13 protein-coding genes and 1 pseudogene are annotated in these 21,312 nt (G+C 56.8%); all 14 read left to right on the top strand.

Going from position 1 to position 21,312, the window contains the following annotated elements; translation table 11 throughout:
- The first annotated feature begins 4 nt into the window (after positions 1-4).
- Positions 5-1,114 carry a cellulose synthase complex periplasmic endoglucanase BcsZ gene (gene bcsZ / locus N4Q37_RS06545; protein ID WP_260956176.1) on the top strand — a complete coding sequence of 370 codons (1,110 nt, stop codon included), beginning with the start codon at positions 5-7 and terminating at the stop codon, positions 1,112-1,114.
- Positions 1,102-3,957 carry a cellulose synthase subunit BcsC-related outer membrane protein gene (locus N4Q37_RS06540; RefSeq protein WP_260956174.1) on the top strand — a complete coding sequence of 952 codons (2,856 nt, stop codon included), beginning with the start codon at positions 1,102-1,104 and terminating at the stop codon, positions 3,955-3,957. The genes bcsZ and N4Q37_RS06540 overlap by 13 nt, the downstream gene beginning before the upstream one ends.
- A gap of 65 nt (positions 3,958-4,022) precedes the next feature.
- Positions 4,023-5,942 carry a sensor domain-containing diguanylate cyclase gene (locus tag N4Q37_RS06535; protein WP_260956172.1) on the top strand — a complete coding sequence of 640 codons (1,920 nt, stop codon included), beginning with the start codon at positions 4,023-4,025 and terminating at the stop codon, positions 5,940-5,942.
- A 125-nt stretch (positions 5,943-6,067) separates the two neighbouring features.
- Positions 6,068-9,055: a PAS domain S-box protein gene (locus tag N4Q37_RS06530; protein ID WP_260956171.1), complete on the top strand. Its 2,988-nt coding sequence runs from the start codon at positions 6,068-6,070 to the stop codon at positions 9,053-9,055.
- Entirely contained in the window at positions 9,052-9,681 is a 630-nt protein-coding gene (locus N4Q37_RS06525; protein ID WP_260956168.1) for a response regulator transcription factor, read from the top strand. Before N4Q37_RS06530 ends, N4Q37_RS06525 begins: the two co-directional genes overlap by 4 nt.
- Positions 9,682-10,170: 489 nt before the next feature.
- Positions 10,171-10,322 (top strand): annotated as a pseudogene (locus N4Q37_RS06520) (methyl-accepting chemotaxis protein); the annotation flags it as partial.
- A 554-nt stretch (positions 10,323-10,876) separates the two neighbouring features.
- Entirely contained in the window at positions 10,877-11,359 is a 483-nt protein-coding gene (locus N4Q37_RS27820; RefSeq protein ID WP_390897901.1) for a TonB-dependent receptor plug domain-containing protein, read from the top strand.
- A 171-nt stretch (positions 11,360-11,530) separates the two neighbouring features.
- The gene (locus tag N4Q37_RS06515) at positions 11,531-12,895 is read left to right on the top strand and encodes a TonB-dependent receptor plug domain-containing protein (protein ID WP_260956167.1); all 1,365 of its coding nucleotides are present in this window, start codon (positions 11,531-11,533) and stop codon (positions 12,893-12,895) included.
- A complete protein-coding gene (locus N4Q37_RS06510) occupies positions 12,892-13,425 on the top strand; it encodes a YfiR family protein (RefSeq protein WP_260956166.1) in 534 nt (177 codons plus the stop codon). Before N4Q37_RS06515 ends, N4Q37_RS06510 begins: the two co-directional genes overlap by 4 nt.
- Positions 13,426-13,429: 4 nt before the next feature.
- A complete protein-coding gene (locus tag N4Q37_RS06505; protein ID WP_260956164.1) occupies positions 13,430-14,707 on the top strand; it encodes a sensor domain-containing diguanylate cyclase in 1,278 nt (425 codons plus the stop codon).
- Positions 14,708-14,916: 209 nt separating this feature from the next.
- Positions 14,917-15,867, top strand: a complete 951-nt coding sequence (locus N4Q37_RS06500) for a chemotaxis protein CheW (protein WP_260956162.1) — start codon at positions 14,917-14,919, stop codon at positions 15,865-15,867.
- Between the two features lie 95 nt (positions 15,868-15,962).
- The gene (locus N4Q37_RS06495; RefSeq protein ID WP_260956160.1) at positions 15,963-17,267 is read left to right on the top strand and encodes a nitrate- and nitrite sensing domain-containing protein; all 1,305 of its coding nucleotides are present in this window, start codon (positions 15,963-15,965) and stop codon (positions 17,265-17,267) included.
- A gap of 5 nt (positions 17,268-17,272) precedes the next feature.
- On the top strand, positions 17,273-17,956 hold the full coding sequence (locus N4Q37_RS06490) for a methyl-accepting chemotaxis protein (protein WP_260956159.1): 684 nt from the start codon (positions 17,273-17,275) through the stop codon (positions 17,954-17,956).
- 180 nt (positions 17,957-18,136) lie between these two features.
- A complete protein-coding gene (locus N4Q37_RS06485; RefSeq protein WP_260956157.1) occupies positions 18,137-21,001 on the top strand; it encodes a bifunctional diguanylate cyclase/phosphodiesterase in 2,865 nt (954 codons plus the stop codon).
- The last annotated feature ends 311 nt before the right edge of the window (positions 21,002-21,312 follow it).

The raw sequence follows: 21,312 nt of genomic DNA, 5'->3' as shown, positions 1-21,312 counted from the left end.
ACGGGTGAAAGCTTTCCTGGCGCTGCTGTTGACCCTGAGTGTCATTGGCCCGGCGAGCGCGGCCCAGTGCGGCTGGCCGGCCTGGGAGCGTTACAGGCAGGCGCTGGTGAACCCTGACGGACGGGTCGTCGATCCGTCCACCGAGCAACGGATCACGACGTCGGAAGGGCAGAGCTATGGCCTGTTCTTCGCGCTGCTGGCCAATGACCGGGCAAGCTTTGCCCGGTTGTTGCGCTGGACCCAGGACAATCTGGCCGGGGGTGATCTGTCCCGTCAGTTGCCGGCTTGGCAATGGGGCCGAGACAAGGAAGGGCGCTGGAAAGTACTCGACGCCAACAATGCCAGCGATGCCGACCTATGGATCGCCTACAGCCTGTTGGAAGCAGGTCGGCTATGGCGCCAACCCGTCTATGAAAAGCTCGGGCTCAATATGCTCTGGCTGAGCGCGACGCAGAGTTTGCGCAAACTGCCAGGGCTGGGCCTGATGCTGCTCCCGGGAGGGCAGGGTTTTGATGGCATCGACAGTTGGCGCCTGAATCCCAGCTACCTGCCTCCGCAATTGCTGGCGCGTTTTGCCCAGGTCGCGTTGATCTGGCGCGAGCTCGCAGACAATTCCCAGCATCTGCTGATGGAGGGCTCGCCCATGGGGCTGGCCCCCGACTGGTTACAGTGGCGAAATGGGCAGGGCTGGGCAGCCGATAGTGTCACAGGTGCCAAGGGCAGCTACGACGCGATCAGAGTCTATCTATGGCTCGGCATGCTGGCCGAGGATGCGCCCGGAAGGCGTGAACTGCTCGGCCACTTCCAACCCATGCTGGCGTTGACCACTCGTCTGGGGGGCGTGCCGGAAATACTCGACACCCGAACCGGTGCTGATACCGGCAAAGGTCCCGTGGGGTTTTCCGCGGCGCTGCTGCCCATGCTGGCCAGTGTGCCCGGCGGCGCTGAGGCGTTGATGGGGCAACGTGAACGCCTGCGTCGGGAACCGCCCGCGCCCGATGCTTATTACAACCAATCCCTGATCTTATTCGGCCAAGGCTGGGATGAGCGGCGATATCGTTTTGACAAGAACGGACGTCTGATACCGAATTGGGCGGGCGCATGCAAAAAGTAACGGGGTGGGCGTTGCTGTTGGGATGTCTGTGTGGGCCCGCGCAGGGCCAGGCCACCGACCCAATTGATCAGCAACAGCGGTTTCTGGAACAGATGCGTGTCGGCGAAGCGCTTTACCGCGAAGACCTGGTCCGTGACGCGTTGGCGCGCCTGAACCTGATCGCCCCCGACGAGCCCCAAGTGCTGGTCGCCGGGATCCGGCAGGCACTGCTGCAACATGATCAGGCGCAGGCCCAGCTATTACTGGAACGATTGCAGCGCCAGGCGTCGGGCTCCCCGGAATTGCGCCAGGCCCAGAACCTGTTGACGCTGCAAAGCGCAGATGGGCAGAAGGGCTTGCATCAGGCGCGTGAATTGGCAACGGCGGGGAAAGCGCAAGAGGCCGTCAGGGTATACCGGCAATTGTTTGGCGATGCTCCACCGGATCTTGCCAGCGCACTGGACTACTGGCGGGTACGCAGCGGCATGGCCGGGCAGCAGGCAACGGCCATCGAGCAACTGCGGGTGTTGGACCGTCAGTATCCGGGCAACATCGGACTGCGGCTGGTGCTCGCGAACCTGCTTCTGGCGCAGAAAAAAGACGCCGAGGGCCTGGCGATACTGCATCGGTTGGCGAGTGATCCGCTGGCGAGCAACGACGCCGCCGAGCAGCAATACAACTACCTGAACCGTCTGCCGATCAGTCAGAACAGCGTACGGGGCTGGCAGGACTTTCTCGCCCATTACCCGAATTCACCTCTCAAGGGCAAGGCGGCTGGACAGTTGCAGCTTCAGCAGCAGCGCTTGGCCGATCCGGCCAGGCAGGCGGCGGCCAAGCGTCGGCAGCAAGTGCCGAAAACCGTCGACCACTACTCGGTATTGTTGCGCGAGGGTGACCAGGCTCTGCGGCGCAAGGACCTGGCCAAGGCCGGCAAGGCGTACGAGCAGGCCCGCCGAATCAGGCCAAGCGATACCAGGGCGTTACAGGCACTGGTCCGTCTGTACCAGGCACAATCGCCGCACAAACTTGAAGCCTTTCTCGATACGTTGACGCCTGGCGAGCAGCGTGAATTCCAGGCGTTGCGCCAGAGCCTGGCGCTTGCGCGCTTGAAGGCTCAGGCCGATGCCGCCACGCAACGGTCCGATTGGGCAAAGGTCAACAGCCTGCTGTTGAAGGCAAGGACACTTGATGCGGACGATCCCTGGTTGGCCTTTCATTTGGCCAAGGCCCAGCAGGCGCTTGGACAGGCCCGCGCGGCGGATGACACCTTCCGCCAACTGATGCAGCGTCAAGCAGACAATCCCGAGGCGCGTTACGCCCGGGCGTTGTATCTGAGTGCCAATGGTCGCGACAACGAGGCTTTGGACGCGTTGGCGTGGATTGCGCGACCGGCCTGGAGTCAGCCCATGCGTGACCTGGCCGAGCAATTGCAAAGTCGCCTGTTGCTGGCGCAGGCCAATGCGTTGCGCGACGGCGCCAAGTTGATGGCAAGGCAGCAACCTCAATTGGCGTTGGATAAGTACGCCCAAGCGATGGCGGCGACCGGCCTGTTGATCCCCGCCCAGGCCAGTCCCCGGGACGATCGCGCACTGACCTTGGCCAGCCGTGAGCAGGATACCGACCGCGGAATGTCGCGCAGCCTGCGCAAAGAGGTCAATGCCTTGTACCAGCAGCAGAATCCGACCCTTCATCTCTACCACGACATCGCCTGGCGCTCCGACAACACCACACCGGGTATCTCCGACTTGCTGGCCCAGACCTCAATTCTGCGCCTCGACATGCCGATCGCTGAAGGCCAGGGTTTCGTCCAGGCCGAAAACGTCGACCTCGATGCCGGCCGCTTTCATACCGATGCCGACGGCCTGCATCGCGAAAGATTCGGAACCTGCGCGATCCGCCTGCGCAATCGTGCAACCGGCGCAGTGCTGTCTGACGGCTGCCAGAGCGACACCCAACGTGCCCGCGGTAACACATTGGCAATCGGTTGGCGAGATGAGCGTTGGACGCTGGATATCGGTCATTCTGCCGAAGGCTTTCCCGTCTCGAACTGGCTGGGCGGGGTCAGCTTCGCCAGTGATTGGAATTCCCTGGGCTGGAAACTGATGGCCTCTCGGCGCCCCGTGAACGATTCACTGCTGTCCCGTGCCGGGGCTGTCGACTCCGTCAGCGGCGTCCGCTGGGGCGGCGTCACCGCCAATGGTCTGCGCCTCGATCTGAGCCATGCCACCAGCGCAGTGGATGGCGTATGGGCCAGCCTTGGCGCGCATTGGCTGGGGGGTGAGAACGTCGCTGACAACAGCCGTCGTTCGGCGATGGGCGGCTACTACTACAACCTGATCGAACGGGCCGACGAGCGTCTGAGCACTGGCCTGATGCTGATGTATTGGAGCTATGACAAGGACCTGAGCGAGTTCACCTTGGGGCAGGGCGGCTACTACAGCCCGCAGAAGTATTACTCAATGGGTGTGCCGCTCGATTACGCCTGGCGCAACGCTGACTGGTCGGTTCGACTGGAAGGCTCGCTCGGCTGGGCGTATGCGACAACCAAGACCAGCGAACTTTACCCGCTGGAAGGCGGGGGGGCGAAATGGCTGAGCAGTATCGAACAGGCCGGTTTCGCTGCCGAGGATGTGAGCGAGGTTAAGGGCGCAGGCACCACCAGCGGTGCCAACGTGCGCCTGCGAGGTCTGGTTGAGCGCCGTCTTTCGGAGCACCTCGTGCTGGGCGGTGGATTGGCCTGGCAACACAGCGAAGACTATGCGCCAAGCCGTGCACTGCTCTACTTGCGTTACACCTTCGACCCTTGGCAAGGCAACCTGCCTTTGCCAGTCGAACCCCTATCGCCCTATGCGAAAATGCAGTGACTGGTCAGGATTTCATGCGGATCAAGACGTCGTGATCGGGAGATGGCGGCAAAGGAGATCGATAGATGGTGCGAGAAAACCCCAAAGTCGTATCCCATAAGCATTCGCTCACTACGCGCGCCTTGCGTCTTGCCATATTACGCATTGGCCTGGTATCGCTGAGCGCGGGGGCCATCTCCTACTACGTCAACTCCACCTCGATCGAGAGGGAAGTGACCGGCCAGTTGCTTTTGTCCACCGAGCAATCCTTGCAACGTGAGTCCTTACCGTTTCAGGAAATCAAGGATCTGCAGCAGAACTTTCTCAAGGAGTTCAAGGAGACCCTGGCCCATCCTGGCATGCAGGCGACGCTGGTACACGACTTTCAGCAGATTTTTTACCGCCACGAGGACGGCTCTTACACGCAGCGTCCGCAGCTGTTCGAAGGCCAGCCGCTGGCCGACGGACGCCGTTTTGCGGGGATGTCGGCGACCTACGCTCCCGACATTGCGCCCAACGACGATATCCGGGCGCGATTCACCCTGTCTTATCTGCTGTCCCACAAGTACGGTTCCAGCACCAGGGGGCGGCTGTTCAATTTCTACGGCGTGGTGCCTGAAAAAGGTTTTCCTGTCTATCAGGACGCCGATATCGCCAAGGTGTTCGGCTACTCGGGATCGGATGCCCTCAAACTCGAAACCTATGAATTTTATGAGCGTGGCTTCGGTACGCCCGCAAGCGACTCGCTGTTCACCCGCATGTATTGGGATTTTTCCAACAATGCCTGGATGACGACCATCGCCACGCCCGATGTGGCCGATGCGTCCGGTAAGCACCACATCCTGGCGTGTGTCGATGTGCTGCTCGATGAGTTGATGAAACGCACGGCCAAACCCGCCATGCAGGGGGCGTACAGCACACTGTTCATCGCCGATGGGGAGGGCACGCTGATCTATCATCCTGCCGTCATGGAACACGTCAAAAGCAGCGCGGGCAATGCGTCCATCCGGTCCCTCAAGATGACTCAATATTATCCGTTGCTCGAAGCCGCTCCCGCGCTGGCGCCCGGTCAGGCGCGGATAATCCAGACACATGAGGACATCGTCGCGATGGGCCTCATTCCCGATACGCCCTGGGTGCTCGCTGTCCACTACCCGCGCAAATTCATGATCCCGGCAATCTTCGATAACCTGCTCATTGTGGTTGTACTTGGCTTGCTGACCCTGCTGGTGGAGATATTCATCCTGCGTTCCATTCTGCAAAAGCAGGTAGCCGCTCCGCTGTTTCGACTGATCCAGGCCACGCGACTGCTCGGTGTGGGCAAAGAGCGCTTGCCGCCTCAGCAGCTGCCGACTCAGTCCTGCGATGAGATCGGTGAACTGGCTCGCGCCTTTACTAAAATGGCTGAGCGGGTTCAGGACGCGCATGACCATTTGGAACTCAAGGTGAAGGACCGTACCGCCGAACTGGAAAAAGCCAATCAACAATTGTACAAACTGAGCACTATCGATGGCTTGACCGGTATCGCCAATCGTCGGCATTTCGATGAAACGCTGGTCAGCGAATGGCGGCGCGGCTTGCAGGCGAGTACCGTTTTTTCGCTCATGCTGATCGATGTCGACTACTTCAAGAAATACAATGATCATTACGGGCACCAGGCTGGTGATGATTGCCTGCGAAGTGTCGCCCAGGCGCTTAAGGCTCATGTCCAGCGAGTGGGGGATTTAGCGGCACGCTACGGCGGCGAGGAGTTTGTGCTCATTACCACGATCGCCAGTTTCGACAAGGCGATGGAGCATGCGCAAATGGTTTGTCGGGCGATAGAAACAATGGCATTGCCTCATGCGATGTCGCCGTTCGGCGTAGTCACCGTGAGCATAGGTCTAGCGGTCATGGGCATTACCAAGGAAGGGGCGGCGGACGACCTGCTCAGGCACGCCGATCAGGCGCTTTACAGCGCTAAGGCGCGGGGCCGCAATCAGGTGGTGCTGGCGGATATTCAGTGAGCGTATTGCAGTTGATCCCTTGATTGAGATGCCCCACGGGACAGAGATTTTCGTGAGGACAATGTTTGCCGCTACGAGGAGTCACCGACAAGCCCTCCCTATAAGCGACTGTTTGATGAGTGAAGATGATGCTCTCTATGGAAGTGGATGCGTTGAACGCACGAATGGCGCAATCCCCACTGTTCGAGGCTACTTTCGAACTGGTGTCCTGTGCCCTGGTTCTACTCGATGATCTTGGGCGGATATTGAAGGTCAATACCGTTTTTATTGAGCAGTTCGGCTACTCTGCGGCGGATTTGTCAGGCGTTCCGTTTGCCGAACTGATTCATCCGGCCGATCGTGTGGTCCCAAACGCTGAAAAGGGTCACGTCTTGCCATGGCGTCTCGTTGACCAGCCTGATGAACTGTCCTATCGACACAAGGATGGCACTCTGCTTTGTGGTCGTAGCAAGCTGGCGATTGTGGGCGCATTTCTGCTGGTCGAGATCGTCCCGGTTGAAGCCCCTAAGAGCCTGGACGAATTTCTGGAGCAGGATCACTGGCTGCAACGGATCACCGAGACCGCTCCAGGCATCATCGGTACCTTGCGCCTGGGCAGTGATGGCACGTATTCCATGCCTTGGATCTCGCCTGGCTACGAAAAATATTATGGCGTAACAGTGCAGGAACTGGAGCGCGACGTCGGTATTTTATTCGAACGCCTTCACCCTGACGATGGGGTCCGGCTCCAGGAAACGATTGCCGAGTCGGCACGCTCCATGGCTCCCTGGCACTGTGAATACCGGGTGCGACATCCACAAAAGGGTGATATATGGCTCGAGGGCCGTGCCAAGCCGACGCTGGAGGCGGACGGTTCGATTATCTGGTTCGGTTTCCTGCACGACATCAGCGAGCGCAAAGGCGTCGAACAGGCACTGCTCGAAAGCGAAGAGCGGTTCCGCCTTGCTTTTGAATCCACAGCCATCGGCATGGCGCTGCTGGCCCTCGATGGCCGCTGGTTGCGCGTCAATCCTCATCTGTGTGAGATGCTCGGACGCAGTGAGGACGAGTTCCTGCAGACCATCAGCGAATCACTGATTCACCCGGACGATCTGTCCAGAGCGCACGCTGACGCCCAACGCCTGATCATGGGCGAGGTTCCCTACGTGCGTCTTGAAAAACGCTACCAGCACCGCGATGGTCGCTACCTGCGGGTGCACTTGACCGCCAGCATGATACGCGCCAAAGACGACAGTCCTTTGTATTTTGTCATCCAGATCGAAGACCTCAGCCGGCTTATCGAGGCCCAAGAGCGCGTTTCTCTGATGGATTTTGCCCTCAGTCATGTGCAAGAGGCTGCCTTTTTGCTGGATGAACAGGCCCGCTTCCACTATGTCAACGACCAAGCCTGTCGATGTTTGGGATACAGCAGAGAAGAGCTGCTGTGCATGACCGTCGCCGACATAGATCCTAACTGGAGTAACGAGCGGCTGCGGGAGTCTTGGTTCGCTGCTTCGAAGATTTCAGGGCGTTCTCTCGAAATTATCGAGAGCTACCACCGGACCAAGGCCGGTGCCATTTTTCCGGTCGAAATCAGCGTTTCTCATTTCGAGCTTGACGGTCAGCGTTACAACTTGGCGCTCGCCCGTGATATCAGTGAACGCAAGCGACTACAAGCCGCGCAGTGGGACACTGAGAGGCGTTATCGGGAGATTTTTGACAATTCGTCGGACTGTCTCTATCTGTTGGAAGTGACGGAAGATCAACGCTTTCGATGTCTCGAGGTTAACCAAGCGTTCAAACGGTCTTCAGGGTTTCGTCGCGAGCAATTGATTGGCCAATACGTGGGCGAATCAAGCCCAGAGCAAACAGCACGCAAGGTCCTGATTGTTCTGGAACGCTGCCTGGCGAGTGGAGAAAGTATCGAATGGGAAGATGAATTGGAGTTGCCGGCGGGGAACATCGCGGTTCTCTCGACGTTCATTCCTGTTCGAGACGAACAGGGAAAAATCTACCGTATCGTCGGAATCAGCCGTGATATCACCGAACGAAAACAAATGGAAAACCGTTTGCTGACCAGCGAGCAGGAGTTCCGCGCCTTGGTGGAAAACACTCCCGATGTCATTGCTCGCTTCGACCTGCAGAACCGAATCTTGTATGCCAACCCCGCAGCGCAACGCATGTTCGGCTGTCCGCTGAGCTTTCTGCTGGGTAAAAAAACTTGCGAAGTGGCACCTGATTTGGATCAGGCGCGATTTTTTCAAAACAAGCTCGAATACATCATTCGTACCTGCAAAGTTACCGAGGAGGAGATATCCCTGGACGTTCCGGCTAAACAGGGCGCAAAAGTTACCAGCTACCAGGTTCGCCTGGTACCGGAGCGTGATCAACATGAGGCGCTTGTCAGTGTTCTTGCGGTCGGGCGCAATGTCAGCGCCATGCGGGCGGCGGAGCAGCGACTGAAGGAGTCCCATGCGCAACTTCGCCAGCTATCCAGCTACCGCGAAACCACGCGGGAAGAAGAGCGCAAGCGCATTGCCCGGGAAATTCATGACGAACTTGGGCAGCAGCTGACCGCTCTACGTATGGGCATTTCGCTGTTGCGCCTGGAATTCGGCAGTGAACAACCGGCGCTGGTGGAGCGAGTCCAGGTGCTGATGGGGCGGATCGACGAAACGATCCAGGTGGTTCGCAACGTTGCCACCAGCCTGCGTCCCTCTGCACTAAACATGGGATTGATCTCGGCTCTCGAATGGCTGGTTTCCGAGTTTTCGCACAATGCGGGCATTGCCTGCCGCCTGAGAGCACCATCGGCTCGATTGGAACTCGACGACGAGCGCGCTACTGCGATTTTTCGAGTGATTCAGGAGTCCCTGACCAATGTCGCTCGCCATGCGCATGCGAGTCGGGTGGATATTCATCTGGAGTGCAGTGCCGAGCACGTCCTGATCGAAGTGCGGGACAACGGTAGGGGCATCGACCCGAAGCAACTGTCCAAGGGCACGCTAGGTATGCTCGGCATGCGCGAGCGCGGGCATATGCTCGGTGGAACGGTGACTGTAGACAGTGCCCCCGGGCAAGGAGCGTGCGTGCAGGTGAATATTCCCTTTCAAGTAGATCCAGAGGCCCTATGATCCAATTAATGATTGCTGACGATCACGCCATCATGCGTGAAGGTTTGAAGCAGCTGTTTGCGTTGGCCGACGATCTCCACGTCGTGGCTGAAGCGGAGAATGGCGTACTGCTGCTTGAACAGCTACGCCATGAGCGTATCGATCTATTGCTGCTGGACATGAGTATGCCAGGCATTAGCGGTGATGATCTGATTGCGCGAATACGCGCCCATTATCCGCAACTGCCGATTCTGGTACTGAGCATGCACAATGAAGTGCAGATCGTGCAGCGTGCACTCAAGTCGGGAGCCTCCGGTTATCTCACCAAGGACCGGGATCCCGAGACGTTGCTCGCTGCCATTCGCCGAGTAGCCGACGGCGGGCGCTATATCGACGCCGCCCTGGCAGAAAGAATGGCCTTCGTTGCCATGGGCGTGGAACCCTGTAGCCCGCATGATGTGCTCACTGATCGGGAGCTGCAGGTCATGCGGCTGCTCGCCCGGGGCTTGAGCGTCTCGCGGATCGCGACCGAGCTGATCATCAGCCACAAGACGGTCAGCACCCATAAGGCTCGGTTGATGGAAAAGATGGGGTTCCTCAGCACTGCGGATATCGTCCGTTATGCGATGACGCAACAACGGTTCTAATCCGATGGGTACTCTTGGTATCACGGGAAAGGGAGCAGATAAGTAAACGGCTGGCATACGACCTAAGGTGAGCTGGCCAAAGGATTACAACATGAGATCCATCATGCCATGACCCAACTCATGTTGGCTTCCCCGACCGCCCAGTCGTTCGATACCCTCAGGCTGAATCAGCAAATCGACGCGCTCACAGAGCGTGAGTTGCAGGTACAACTTCAATTCATACGCTCCTTATTCCTTCCGGTCCTCCCTGCCCAAGATAATTTGCGACAGCTTCTCCTGTGAAATGCAAACTCCAAAACGCTGCACGTGATCGGAACCAGACTACGAGGCGCGCATGGCCGTGCTCGATAGGACATCATTTCTAACTGTCTTCGCTACTCCGAAAGCGGAATTTCGTTTTTGCATGGGGTAAGTAAATGCTTAGACGCGGTGGCAGAGAAAGTGGCGGCTCTTTAGAAGCGATCGCAGGACATCGCAGCCATTTTTGCGGTCATTCGCAGTATTGCGGATCAGACCAGCTTGCTGGCTCTGAATGCCGCGATTGAAGCCGAACGAGCAGGTGAGCAGGGCAGAGGGGCGCGGTAGTCGCGGATGAAGTCCGACAACTGGCCGAGCGCACAAGTCGCTCGACCGGAGAAATTGGAGAAATTGGAGAAATTGGAGAAATGATCGGTGTGATCGGATTGGATGTGCACAACACCGCGAGCAATGTCCAGCAGGCGGGGGTGTGCCGTTAGAGAAGGCGTAGCTCACTAGACGACTTAGGTCGCAGGGGGTGATCAGATTCGCCAACATGTGCAGCACATTCTGTTGCGCATCAGCGAGGTAGTCCGTCAGACCCTGAGCCGAGCCGCGACGGTTGAGCAAATATCTGTGGTCATTCAGGGCGTGAGCAGAATTTCCGAACAAAATGATTTAGCTATCCGAACTCTGGTCGAGCAGTCTGCTCAGCTACCCGATCAGGCGGGGGCTTTGACGCAACAGCTGGCACAATTCAAGGATCGAACAATTCTGTGTTTTGATCGAGCGGGTTGTCGGCATCACCCTACATGAAGGCGGATTTCCTTACTCCATTATCAGTCTGTCCTTATGGTTTTGCACTGCAATGGGTGGCAATTTGGAATCATCTTCCTTCGAGGTCGTCGCTGTTCGGTGGCTGACCTCGAAGTAAAAAAAACTACCCGTCAGGACAAGAATGCGAGGTCGACCGATATCGACCTCTCGAAGTTGGATCGGTCCGAACGCAGTGACTTTAGCGCAAGACCGAGAGAGTCATACCTCCTACATGTCATTACACCACGCCATCTCGCTGCCGACACGGTATGCCCTGCGAAGTATCTGTCGATGTCTCTGCGCGTCGGGTTTCTGGTTGTTGTCTCGCGCGGTAGCCGCCCAAGATTTGACGGGTGTCCCCTTTGAACAGTTGCTCGAAACCGAAGTCGTCGGTGCGTCGCAGTTCTCCCAGCAACTTATCGACGCGCCATCCGCCGTCTCGGTGGTCACCGCGGAAGAGATACGTCGCTTCGGTTACCGGACGCTGGCCGAGATTCTGAACAATATGCGCGGCTTGAACATCGGTTTCGACGGCGCAACGCGGCGCCCGGCCCTGGCGCGTACTCGACCCGCTCGATCAACGCGGTGTCGAGCAAACCATCCTCACCGAGGTAAATCTGGTTGAAAATGTTGTCGGCGACCGGTTGTCCGTCGATACGCAGCATGACGCGCCCGGCGTATTCGCCGGGTAGGCCGTAGCCACGCCCTCCGGGGAAATAATAAGCGCGGTAATAATGCCTTCCTGGGCGTGATTAACGTTGTGACCCTCAGAGGCCGTGACCTGAATGGCGGTCAAGTGGCGGTGACGACCGGTTCGAACCAGGACCGCACGGCACGCGGCAGTTGGGGCAAGCGGCTGGAAAATGGTGCCGAATGGCTGGTCTCGGCCTCGACATCTCAGGCAGATCTTCCCGATATCCAAGTCGACGGTGACGTCCTGCGTGATGATTTGGACAGCCAGCGATTGTTTGTCAAGGGCTCGCAAGGCACATGGAGCTTGGAAGGCGCGTTCGCAGAGCGTAGTCAGCAAGAGCTGACTATCCCCCTCGGCGCCAGATGGAATTTTTCCGACGCAAATTCCTTCTGGAAACTCGGCAACGATTCCGACTACGGCAGCTTTCGGTCTTCTATCCGGCTTTCCCACGGAAGTTATCGATACCGCAGTGCATATCGTGAGCCTATCGACGATGGACGTCTTTTCACCGAGGACATAAGGGCCGACGGGCAATGGTTTGATCTTGAGGGGAGTGTCAGCAGCGTAGCCTTCACGGGCCACCGTTTGGTGCTGGGTAGCGAATACCGCAACGACTACCGGCAGGACCAGCAGATACGGCGATACTTCCCACGCCGCGACGAACACGAAGAGAAGTACAGCCAGGGTTCCGCCCAGACGTTTAGCCTCTATGCCCAGGACGAGATTGCACTTCCATACGATTTTAGCCTGAACCTCGGGCTGCGTGTTGATCGGCGCAACAGCAGAGACACTGTGGTGCGGAGCGCCCCTCGGGTCGCACTGATCTATACCGGTCTGGCAGACACCACGCTGTCTCTGTCCCATGGTACCGCCACTCGTTTCGCAAGCCGCAACGAGGAGACTCTTCACGAACTCCCCTCCACCGAGTCGGAGCGTGTCACCACCACCGAATTTGTCGCCGACTATCATAGTGGTGATTTTCGTGTGCTGAGCAGCCTCTATCGTTACCGCATTTCAGACCCCATTCAGCGTTTCACCGACCCGACACTGGAGTGGATTGACACTCTCGGGGCGGAGCTCGAAGCACAATGGCAATGGCAAGGTGTTCAGCTACGAGCCAGCCAAACTTGGCAGCGGTCACAAGACAATCTCGATCGCAACCTGGTCAATTCACCGCAGCAGCTGAATAAGTTGCAGGTTTCCGTGCCCTTGCTCGGAGAACATCTGCGAGCGAGCCTTGCCGCTCGCTACGTAGGTAGACGCTTGATAGCGCCCGAAACGAGCGCTGCCGGCTACACGATCGCCGACCTTACCCTGACGAGCGAGGAAGTCTTGCTGGGTGTGAGTGTCAGCGCCGCGGTGCGCAATATCTTTGACCGTCAGTACAAGGACGCTTCGCTCTTCGACGTCGAGAGTGAGCGTGGAGAGCGTAGCCTGTGGTTGAGTTTGGGATATAGGTTCGAATGAAGACCATCTTCCTCCGCGCGTTCATTCTCGTCATCTTGTACCTGCCTGGCCAACTAGTACGAGCCGACGTAGCGGTGGACGAACGTGCGATGAAGGTTGCCTACCTCTATAACTTCACTCTTTTCGCCCAGTGGCCTTCCTTGCCCGACGCCGACTTCCAACTCTGCGTGCTCGGCAGCACGTCCCTGGATGAAGAACTCACCCACCTGGAGGGCAAGCGCGCTCAGAACGGCCTGCCGATCGCCATACGGCGGATCATGTCCAGCGCCTCGCTAACCGGCTGCCAGGTACTCTACATCGACGAGCACAGCCGGCGGTCTCTCGACTCCGTGCTGCAACAGCTTGCCGAGACGCCGGTCCTTACTATCACGGACGCAACTGGCTTTGCCGATCAGGGCATTATGATAGAGATGCGCCGGCAGGGCACACGAATCGTTTTCGACGTCAATCTGGCAGCTGCGCGGCGGGTGAGTCTCGATTTCAGCTCCCGCTTGCTAAAACTCGCCAGTTACGTGGCTAACAGGCCTTAAGCCTATGTATACCGTGCCCTTCAAGGATCGGTCGCTACGTGAGAAGCTCACCCAAACGGGTTTTTTGCTGACCGCCATGATGATGGCTGTCCTGCTGGTGGCACTGCTGACTTACCAATTGATCGTGCAACGTAACGCTTTGGCAGTAGGTGTGAGAGCCCATGCCATGGTGATTGGCAGCAACGGCGCCGCAGCGATCATGTTCCGCGATGCCCAGGAGGCGCAAGAAACGCTCGCGTCCCTGAAGCATATCCCTGACATCACCTGGGCGGCCTTCCTGCTGCCTGGTGGGCAAGAGCTGGCCACCTACCAGCGGGGAGCCTTGGAAGCAGGCATTGAGCACGCACAGACCGAAGGGATCGGTTGGAGTGCTCTACTCGTGCGTGAGCCGGTGATGCTTCACGGCCAGCACATCGGCACTGTCGCGGTGCAGGCGAGTCTTGCGTCCCTGTACAGCGGCCTGGCGTTGCAGACCGGGTTCGGGGTGCTCGCGGCTGCGCTGGCACTATTCTTGTCCCTGGTATTCTCGCGCCGAATGGCCTCCAGCATCGTGCAGCCTTTGCTGAGCCTGGTACAGCTGACCGAGCAGGTACGCGCCAAGCGCGACTTTAGCTTGCGGGCAACCTTGTACGGAAGCGACGAGGCCGGCCGTCTCGCTCGAAGCTTCAATGACTTGATGGCGCAGCTTGAATGGCACGACGCCCGGACCAATGCCGAACTGCAACAGCGCCGGCTGGCTGAGCAGCAACTCAACAAGTTGGCTTACTACGACCTCGTTACCGGCCTGCACAACCGGCATTACTTCAAGGAAAAACTCGAGACTGCGGTGGCAGAGGCCATGCATTACGGAACGTCCTGTGCGGTACTTTTCATCGATCTGGACGACTTCAAGGTCGTCAATGACACCCTTGGCCACGAGACTGGGGACACACTGCTGACCCTCGTCGCCAAGCGACTGCGCGGTACGTTACGCAGTATTGATGTGGTGTGCCGAATCGGTGGTGATGAATTTGCGGTGATTCTGGAGAGTGGTGTCGGCGTCGACCAGGTCAGCCGAGTTGCCTCGAATATCGTCGGTGCGTTGTCCATTCCTTTTAACATTGAAGACCATCAAATAAACATTGGAGCAAGCTTAGGCATCAGCCTGTGCCCCGATCACGCATCAGACACTGTTAGCCTAGTGCGCAATGCGGATATGGCGATGTACCACGCCAAAGCCAACGGCAAGAACAGCTTTTATTTGCACGCGCCGCAAATGGACATCGGTTCGGTCAACCAATAACCATCAAGGCATTGCCTTATGTGGTTCTGCGTCCACTAGGGAATCCCCTATCTAGCTCCTACCCAAGGCCTACCTATAAGTCAGCATAGCCCGATGGTCTGCAATAACGCATTAGCAGCATCATATGCGACTAATGGCACATTGCTTTCTTTTTAAGCAAGGCTGTCGATATGTGTTTAATGGTCCGGTGATTGGATGGAGGGTTCGTATTGGAAGTAACACCCGCTCCCCTCGATTTATCCCCAGCAGGAGTAGCGATAGCTTTCCTGTTGCAGGCTGCTCTAGGTGCTGCTTGCCTGCTGGACGTTGGAGGGTTGTACATTCAGTACTTGGCATTAGCTGTTTTCCTTCTGACATTGGGTATGGCGGCAGCCTTTTACTACCATGCGTGCGTCCGTACGCTGCCCTCAGGTATCGCGACGGAGTGCATCGACAAGCCGATCGCTAGTTGCGAAGAAACGAATGTCCAACCTTATCCGCTGGTGTCAGGTTCAGTAGTCGGAGCGGCGCCTGAGCACACTCATGACGAAAAAATGTTCGAATTTGCCGAAATGATAAATGGACTCGCCGAGCTTACTACGGACCTGCTCGAAAAAAGAGAATATCTCCTGGAGAAAATCATCAATCCGATATCGGCTGCTGACCAAGCAACATCCAATAAACACTATCTCTCTTTTGTCATCGACGACGAGTTGTTCGCGGCAAATATCCTCAATATCCGCTGTATTGTCGAGGCGACTCAACTCTCCACTACTTCGAGCGTGCCGCCGAAGCTTCGTCGAGCGATCAGGCTGCAAGATGTTCTGGTCCCCGTAATCGACTTGGGGATGCATTTCGGTTGTCCACCTGTCGAAGTCAATCTCGGGACTGGCATTGTAATTCTAGACGTCGTCAGAGATGGGCACCGACAAATGCTGGGTGTGGTGGTTGATGCAGTTTGCGATGTACTGCAGATTGCTCCGATGAATATTGAGCCGCCCAAGGCCACCGATAACGAAGTCCGCAACAACTTCACCATCGGTAGGGCTACGGTCGGCAACCTGACATTTACATTGCTGGATATCGATCAAGGTTTTTCGGCGAATGATTTGTTTCTGCTGAGTCCGTCATCCCAAGCGATCGTAAAGCAAGCCTCTCGATATAAGCCTTCGCATGTTTGAACGAGCAGGCTACCGCTAAGAGATTAGATTGCTGCCGCTACAACAACTGATGAGCTTGTAGTATCAGATTCCTTGGCTATGAATGGAGTCCATATATGAGAATGCTAGAACGTCTATCTTTGCCTGGGAAGTTTTTGCTGCTGGCTATTCTCTGTCTGGCGCTTATTGCGACGCCGGCCTCTTTCTACGTGCTGGGTGCCTTGAGCGAGAATCGCCAGGCCGAGCAAGAGTCTCGCGGTGTGCGACCTGTACAGCAATTGCTTAAACTCGTTGAACTGACGCAACAGCATAGCGTCCTCTCATCCGCCGTGCTGGGTAGCGCCCGAGCCTTAAATGGGGCAAGGCAAAGCAAGCAGGCAGAGGTGGAGCGTGAGTTCGAGCAAACCGAGCGTATGTTGCGCGAGTCTCAGGTTCCGTCGAGTATCCTGGATTCCTGGGAGCAGGTGCAGCACCAATGGCATGACTTGGTAGACCAAGTCTCGAAGGCCGCAGTCGAGGGCTCCCAAAGCCTGACGCTACATACTCAATTAATTACCGCTTATCTTCAAATCGAAGACTCATTGCTCGATCACTTCGAGTTATCGCTGGACCCGGTCTTTGAAACCTATTACCTAATCACTGGCACCCTGGTTGAGTTGCAGCGAACCAGCGAGTTGCTCGGACAATTGAACTCCGCTGGAGCACTGTATTTGGCGCGGGGAAGCGTCGAGCCCGAGCAACATGCCGTTCTTGGTAGCTTGACTACTCAAACCCTGAGCAGTTTGGACAAGTTGGACCGTGCCTACACCAAGGTTAACGCTGCCAGCCCGCAGTTTGATGCTCTATTACGCGATCCGCTGGCAGTGCTGCGTACAGAGATCAAGCGGGCGCTCGATCTGACGGACACACATCTAATATCAGCCAGCGAATTGAGCTATCCGGTGGCTGACTATATAGCGGCCTATACTCAAACCGTTGACGCTCTGTTTGCGTTCGAACAACCAGCTCTGAGCGCTCTGGCTGAGGCACTGGCGACGAGGCGCGACAATGCGCGAAAGGCATTTATCGTGATGTCTGCATCCCTTCTGGTGTTCGTACTGGCTGGTGCGACACTGGCAACGTTGGTGATACTCCGATTGCTCAAGCAACTCACCATCGCCTTGAAAGCGACCGAAAGTATTACTGCGGGCGATCTGAGCCAATCGATCGATATTCTTGGCATGGACGAACCTGCCCGCTTACTGCAAGCACTACAGCGTACGCAAGAAGGGCTGCGCGGCACCGTCAGGCAGATCGTCAATTCCGCTGAGCGTCTGGCGACCACCGCCGGGGAGTTGAGAGTGCCATCCATGGACTGCAATTACAAAACGGTGAGCTTGATCAAGCTGCCACTGCGGTCACCGAACTCACCACGGCGATAGAGGAGGTGGCACACAATGCAGCCTCGGCATCTCTGGCATCCCAATCTGTAGATCAACGTTCCCGCCAAGGCCAACAGCAAGTCGACCATACCGTAGGTGCCATCGAATCCCTAGCCGGTAATATCGAATACACAGCCCACGCTTTGCAATCTTTGGCAAGTGAGGTGAACGATATCGGCTCTGTGCTGGATGTAATCAACGGTATTGCCGAACAGACTAATCTTCTCGCCTTGAATGCCACGATCGAGGCGGCCAGGGCTGGTGAAAATGGTCGTGGTTTTGCAGTCGTAGCGGATGAGGTGCGAGCCTTGGCTCGAAGGTCCCAAGAGTCGACCAAGCAAATTGAAAGAATCATCGTCTCTGTGCAGAAGGGTAGCCAAGAGGCGCTCGGAGCCATGCAAAACAGTAATGAGCAAACTCAGAAAACTTTGGCGGTTGCCCGTGAGGCAGGTATCGCGTTGAATGTAATCACCGCAGCCACTAAGCAGATCACCGAGGGCAATCTGAGCATCGCCAGCGCCACCGAGCAGCAATCACAGGTCGCCCGCGAGGTTGACAGTAACCTGATCAACATGCGCGATGTTTCTGTACAGGCTGCCAGTGGAGCCAATCAGATCCATGTCTCCAGCCGCGAACTCTCGAGTTTGGCTGGGGAACTGAATGTCATGGTCAAACATTTCATCTTCTAACGGGCACGCAGTATGCCTTGATGCGTTGCCATTTTGGTCAGCGCGATCTGAAGGCATTGTGCGTGTCAGTCACCTAACCCCAACATGCACAGCCAAACCCTGGCGCGCTGCTCGACACTTCTCTTCAAGGCGGCGCCAAAAAGTGCGACGAATTCTTCACGGTAAAAATAAGTTGGCGACATGAACGAAAAGCTACCTCTCTTCAGCTCGCTCGAAGGTACTCCGCTCACCGAGCGCATGGCGACCTACTTTCGGCTGTATCGTGAGACATTCGAGAATAATGCGGACTGCCTGGGTTTTTACGAATTCGACGAAGACAACCGCTTACGCGTTCTTGAAATTAATCGGGCATTTGAATCGCTGCTCGGTCAGAACAGAGCTGAAGTGCTCGAGCGATACTTGGATGAATGGCTGCCTGAGGCCATGGCGCGCCAAATAGTCTCTGATAGCCACCTATGTATCGCCACCGGCGCGCCGCTCAACGCTGAGCACGAGTTCGATCTGGTCATGGGCCGCAGTTACTTCCTGCACAGTCTGATCCCTTTGCGTAATGAGGCTGAGTGCGTTGTGTGCTTTCTGCACATCCTGCGCGACAACACCGCGATCAAGCTACATGAGCAACGACTGATGAATGACCAGTTTGCATTCCGCACTCTGGCGGAGCATTCCCCTGACACCATCGCTCGGTACGATCGGGATCTCCTGCGTACCTATGCAAATCCCGCTTTCGTGCGCATGACCGGAGTCTCCGCGGAAGACTTACTTGGCAAGAAACCCAGCCACGTTACCAAAACGCCGGAGATACTCCTCTATGAAGCAGCACTGCTGAAGGTGTTGCGCAGCGGTCAGCCCGAGGAACACGAACTGACTTGGTGTGGTGCGGACAATAGTCTTGTTACCAGTCATATCCGGATCGTCCCGGAGCGAGTGGCCAATGGCGAGGTAGTCAGTGTGCTGGTCGTGGGCCACGACATCACCCATTTGCGCCGCACCGAGCAAGAACTGCGGAGCAGAGAACAGGAATTCCGCACCCTGGCGGAAAACTCGCCGGACGTCATCGTTCGCTATAACAAAGAAGGCCTACGTGTCTATATCAACCCCGTCTACGAGCAGTTATATGGTATGTCGACCAGCGAGGTCATCGGGACCCCCATCACCTATAGAAGTCCGCTGCCGATAGAAGCCGTAACCCGCTATCACGAAGGCATTCTGAACATCTTACAGAGCGCCCAGCCCGCTTCTGTGGAGGCTACTTGGACTAGGGCAAATGGCGAGCAGATTGTTCAGCATATCCAGGCAGTGCCCGAGTTCGACCAGCACGGCCAAGTCGTCAGCGTACTCAGCATCGCCCGGGACATTTCCACTCTCAAGGCAACCGAACGGCGTCTCGAACAGGCCGAGACCCTGGCCCGTCTCGGCCATTGGCAGCTGGATTTTCGACTGGGTACCTTGCGGCTGTCAGGGGAACTCTGTCGTATGATCGACAAACCTCGCAACTGGTCCCCGACCCAAAAGGAGGTTCTCGCCATGCTCACGATCAAGGAGCGTGGACAGGTCCTCGATCGTTTCCACCAAGCATTCTCTGAGCGCAGTACATCCTTGGCGCTAGAATACTGCATAGCGGTAGGTGAGCAGTTGCTGCATATGCACTCCCACATGAGCATTGAATACACTGCCGATGGCGCACCCCTGCAAATGCTAGGCACTGCCCAGGACATCACTGAGCTGAAAACTTATCAGAAGCGGCTGCACACTCTGGCCTTTTACGATGTGCTGACCGAACTACCTAACCTCGAACTGTTCAAGGAGCGTCTGCAGCAAGCGCTGCTCCAAGCTGGGCGTAGTGGTCGCGAGGTCGCCGTGGCGATTCTCGATCTCGATAACTTTAAGGTGGTAAACGATACCTTGGGGCATGGGGCTGGCAATGAGTTGTTGCGGGAAGTAGCCCAGCGCTTACGATGTTCAGTGCGCGACATCGACACTGTGGCGCGTCTCGGAGGAGATGAGTTCGCCTTGATTTTCCCCCAGTTCGCTGACGTAATTGAGTTAGACAATCTGGGCGGAAGAGTCTTGCGGTCCATTGCTGGGATCTATCGGATCCGGGGCCGGGAAGTCTTCGTTTCTGGCAGTCTTGGTATTGCCCGTAGCCCCCAAGATGCCGGCAGTATCGGTGAACTCTTGCAGTACGCCGATTCGGCCATGTATCACGCGAAGGCGCGCGGGCGGAATAATGTACAACTCTATACGTCGCGGCTGACCGAGCAGATCACAGAGCGCCTGGCCTTGGCAGCCAGCTTGCGTCATGCTCAGCGCAATGGCGAGTTGACGCTGCACTATCAGCCTCAGATCGACTTGGCGAGCGGACGACTGATCGGCGCCGAAGCGCTATTGCGCTGGAACCATCCTCAACATGGACAGGTACCCCCAGACAAGTTCATTCCTATCGCCGAGGAAACCGGGTTGATTGTAGGCATTGGTGAGTGGGTTCTGGATCAGGCCTGTCGGGTTGTTTCCGATTGGAACCGTGGCGATCGCTATCCACCACTGAAAATGGCCGTCAATCTGTCGCCTCGGCAGTTCCAGATGAACAATCTACTCGACTCTATCCGCGCCACTCTGCAGGATACTGGCTGTAAGCCAGGCTGGTTGGAGCTGGAAATCACCGAGGGCTTGCTATTGGAAAATAGCAGCGCCGTGCATGAAACCCTTGAACAATTGAATGTCATGGGCGTTTCCATTGCCATCGACGATTTTGGTACCGGTTATTCAGCGCTTGGCTATCTGAGTCGTATTCCCATCGAAACCTTGAAGATAGACCGATCGTTCATTCACGAGATCGAATACAATCGCAATAGCGCCGAACTGGTCAAGGCAGTCATTTCCATAGCCCACAGCCTTCGCTTGGCATTGGTAGCTGAGGGAGTTGAAAACTCCTCTCAGCAAGCGTTCCTGCAGCTCCACGGCTGCCACAGCGCACAGGGTTGGTTATATGGAAAACCTATGCCGGAGGAAGATTTTAAAAGCCTACTGCACTCCCAAGTCTAATCAATAGCATCTACGCGAGCGGCTCGGCAGCGAACTGGAACTTTTGCGTCCGCGGCCGCTATGCACCTCGTCAAACTTTGCCTGAGATTGCTATCGCCTCCGGTCCTCTGAGTCTATAGTCCTTAAGCTATTTTCTTTTTGCATGGGCATCAGGAAATGGCTCCTGCCGGCTTTGCGATACCGGGGATCGACCTCAGTTGGTCTGCCTGAAGGATCGACATACTGAAGTCCCTGCGTTGCTTCGGTTTCTGACTATTCTGGAATCACCCGCCCACGTGCTCTTTGCTCGAACGTAATTCAGCGAGTTCACA

This window comes from Pseudomonas citri, assembly GCF_025336485.1.
GTDB lineage: Bacteria > Pseudomonadota > Gammaproteobacteria > Pseudomonadales > Pseudomonadaceae > Aquipseudomonas > Aquipseudomonas citri.
This window is presented reverse-complemented; position numbering and strand designations above follow the sequence as displayed.